Genomic DNA, 3,448 nt, shown 5'->3' with positions numbered 1-3,448 from the left:
GTGAAACTGCCATAATTCTTCTCCTTAATGACAAATAGTCTATTTAAGGAGGCGGAATCAAACCGTGACAAGTCCATCATGGCATAGCCTGCCATTTTAGCCTTCTGAGTCTCTATGCTGTCACCATTTACGGCCTGTTCGACAGTCGAAACACGGGCGTATCCATAGACCTTCATAGCGCACCTTTTATAACATTGCTAAAGCACAGTTATTTTATAGCACAGATATGCCGGACGCTCAAATAAAGATCAAACAAATTCAAATAGTTGGAAGAATGACAATTATAAAAGCCGGGATCTTAGGTACAATGAATTATACATTCAGAACACCATAAATAATTTTGGATGTCACAAATTTTAAACTAAAAAATACTCATCGCGCTACATTACTCAACAAATAGGTACTCATCATCGGTTGCGGTGTTACCCGCTGTAACTTTGCATGCGGATACTTCTTATTCAGAATATCCCGTACCTTATCTGCTGTAACACTTGAAGCTTTAGCCCCTAAAATTACTGAAGAAACCGCTTCTGATGGGAAAGAGCGTAAGTGAATACAATCACTGCCCTGACCAACAGTCCTCTCAATTTCCTCCACTGTGCAATTCATACGCCATTCCCTCTCATACGCCCAGTCTGTAGCTTTCGAAGAGAACGCCGCTTGCAAATCATCAAAAAGCTCATCCTTTTGATCATCAAGATATATAATCTGTTTTAATTTAGAACTTTCAGTATCCTTATCGTTTTTAAACCATGGGTGAGATGTATCAAATGCAATTACGAACCCTTTATGATTTCCACCGTAATGCGCCCACATCGCAGCTGTGTCATAGCGCTCGGACAATGAAAAACACAAAAGAGTAGCCCCCATTTCTGATAAGAATTTCTCTGGTGTATAATCATTATTGATTTGCTCTGAGAGCATACCAATAGAACTCTCCAACTGGGACTTTACAAACCCCTTTACGATTTGCTCTGACTGCTTAATTTGTTCTAAGATTAAAGGATGAAAGTTATTTTGCGTTAACTCAGCAAGTTTTTGTTGAAACTGTTGATCAATATGCTCCGACATTGCCTTTGAACTCGCCGCTCGCGTCATCATCGCAATAAACTTAGGACCAGCAAAACGTTTAAAAGTCTTCCGAACTTCAAAAGAATCATTTGTATCCATGAGATGCGTAAACTTCACGTGCCCAGTATCCAAAACGTCATCAACACGATCAGCAACCATATACTTATAAAGAAACGGCGGCGGCGCAGAAATTTCAAAATCTTCAGGACTAAAAAAATCATTAGATAGCATTTCTGAATCTTTCAACGATTACTCAATTAGCATCATATTTTTCTACATATACTTTCAAAATATCTTTAGAAGATGAAATTGCTACTTTTGACCTACCTATTTGTTCAAGATTGATTTTTTCCACCTCAGCCGCAGTTCCCCCCCGCCTATCCCTTTGAGGATTATCCGAATCCTGACAAATACAAGCCATCAAAGCTACAGCTTTACTTAGCGGAACGGTAAACCCGACACCAAGCTTATCATTTGGCAGAGGATTGTCACCCAAGATAAATTCATACCCAGTTGGAGCATCTATCAAAACCAGATCCATCTCTTGTATACTTTGCGAAATTAAGTCTTTCGCAAGTAATGCATCCGTCTGTGGAAGCTCAGGGGCATATGGTAACATTTTTTCAATATATCGAGCTACGGCCTCTAATCCATGAGAACCGATCTCAATTATTTTCTCATATTCATCCCTCCGAAGAGAGCTCCCCAGATTGGCTTCAAAATAATCGTTTAAATGTTCATAAGATAGGAATTGATCATTTTCTGCCTTTAAGGAGCGTAAAAAATCTGCTCCTAGCTGATTAGACTTGGCCATAACATTTGGATGGCGTGTTGCTGAAACACCAAGCCACGCACAAAGAGAAACCCAGTCATCATTCGTTACGACCACCCCCAGAGGAAGTATCCTTTGATAAAGTAACGCAGCATCGTTTTCGTACTCTGATAGATTATCTTCAACTGTATCCATTGGACGCCAATATTCATCGAATGATGTGTATGTCCAATCCGAAGTCATTGTACTGGCAACACTAGCTGTTACATAGCCCCCTGCCTGTGTCTTGAAGAGACCTCCATTTAAGCCATAGAAATGGCGCTGCCAAAATCTAGGAACATAATGATGGTTTTTTTTCTCAAATTTTGGCACGCTTCTAAAATCAGTCACTATCATTACCTTCTAATTTCCAACACAAGTCGAGCCTCCTAGGCATACTTGTTAGAAATGCTTTCAACGTATTTTCGAACTTTGGTGATGAGCTTAAGATAGTATTTAAGCCCGAATTTTTGCATGATAATTCATGCAAAACATGGAGCAAGTCTTGCCTCTCTCAAGGTGGCGGCAAAATACACACTGATGCCCCTTTCTGAGTAGCAATCTATGACAAAGCAATTTGTAAGTATTAAATCCAACAAGAATGCCACTCCTTTTGCCCTCCGAGATGAGATTCTATTTTCACAATCATTTTAATAAACCTGTCTTTTGGTTTACAGATCAAAGTTAATTAGTAAAAATAAAATAATTCACATTACGAGTTTAGGCTCTCATGGCATTTTTCAATTTTTGATCGCCAGAATCGAAGGATGAACATGGACAAACTCAATCGCGGCAACTGGAAGTACTGGCATGTGTATGATGCTGTTGTAGCGTTGAATGGCAGAGCAACTATCAAAGATTTAACGCGCTGGTTAGGAGAGAATTACCCTGGCGAGAACCATACTGATGTTCGCGAAAATGCAAGGCTTTTATGCGTGAATGATCATAACCGCCGGCATCATGATAAAGGCCGCAAAAGCTTCAGAAGCGATCAAGCGAACAAAAAAGATGTTCTTTTTCGTGAGCAGTCTTCAAGCGAAACGACATATCTTCTTTATAATCAATCAAAACATGGCATCTGGGATATCCGCCCAGACTCCGAAGGCGTCTGGAAAGCCGTGCAAATCAGTTCGGTCAGCTTTGCCCTAGAAGAAGCCCACAGACAGATTGCGTTAGAAAACAAACCAGCCATTGAAAATGAATATGATGCACGCGTCTGGGAGCTACGCGCTATTGCACTTCGCGAAGGGCAGCATGATTTCCGTAATGCTCTGCTGAAAGCGTATGAAGGCAAGTGTGCGATTACTGGATGCGGAGTCGTTGAGATTTTAGAAGCGGCTCACATCCACCCTTATCGCGGTAAACATACACACCGCACAGACAATGGACTATTACTCCGAGCAGATATGCATACCCTTTTTGACAAAGGCTTAGTCTACATAGATGCGCAAGGCTTGATCCAGATTGATGAGCGTCTTTTAGGTAGTGAGTCTGGACTTGTCACGGTTTGATTCCGCCTCCTTAAATAGACTATTTGTCATTAAGGAGAAGAATTATGGCAGTTTC

Annotated in this window: 3 protein-coding genes; 1 reads left to right on the top strand and 2 read right to left on the bottom strand. The window is 40.7% G+C overall.

The genetic code is table 11. From position 1 onward, the window contains the following. Positions 1–372: 372 nt before the first annotated feature. Together HBA93_RS17660 and HBA93_RS17655 are read right to left on the bottom strand one after the other, a co-directional pair. On the bottom strand, positions 373–1,317 hold the full coding sequence (locus HBA93_RS17660; protein WP_221724161.1) for a DUF2971 domain-containing protein: 945 nt from the start codon (positions 1,315–1,317) through the stop codon (positions 373–375). A 7-nt stretch (positions 1,318–1,324) separates the two neighbouring features. Continuing rightward, complete coding sequence (locus HBA93_RS17655; protein ID WP_221724160.1) at positions 1,325–2,233, bottom strand: DUF4238 domain-containing protein; 909 nt, start codon at positions 2,231–2,233, stop codon at positions 1,325–1,327. Between the two features lie 422 nt (positions 2,234–2,655). On the opposite strand from HBA93_RS17655, the gene HBA93_RS17650 reads away from it, so the two are divergent. Further along, entirely contained in the window at positions 2,656–3,393 is a 738-nt protein-coding gene (locus HBA93_RS17650) for an HNH endonuclease (RefSeq protein WP_221724159.1), read from the top strand. The last annotated feature ends 55 nt before the right edge of the window (positions 3,394–3,448 follow it).

Origin of the sequence: Ochrobactrum sp. SFR4 (genome assembly GCF_019730395.1) — a bacterium.
Classification (GTDB): Bacteria; Pseudomonadota; Alphaproteobacteria; order Rhizobiales; family Rhizobiaceae; genus Pseudochrobactrum.
The sequence above is the reverse complement of the archived record's forward strand: the minus strand, read 5'-3'. Positions and strand labels throughout refer to the sequence as shown.

What these genes read in the sequence shown, in the direction of transcription:
- HBA93_RS17650 (WP_221724159.1), top strand. Translation starts at nt 2,656, where the DNA reads ATGGACAAACTCAATCGCGGCAACTGGAAGTACTGGCATGTGTATGAT.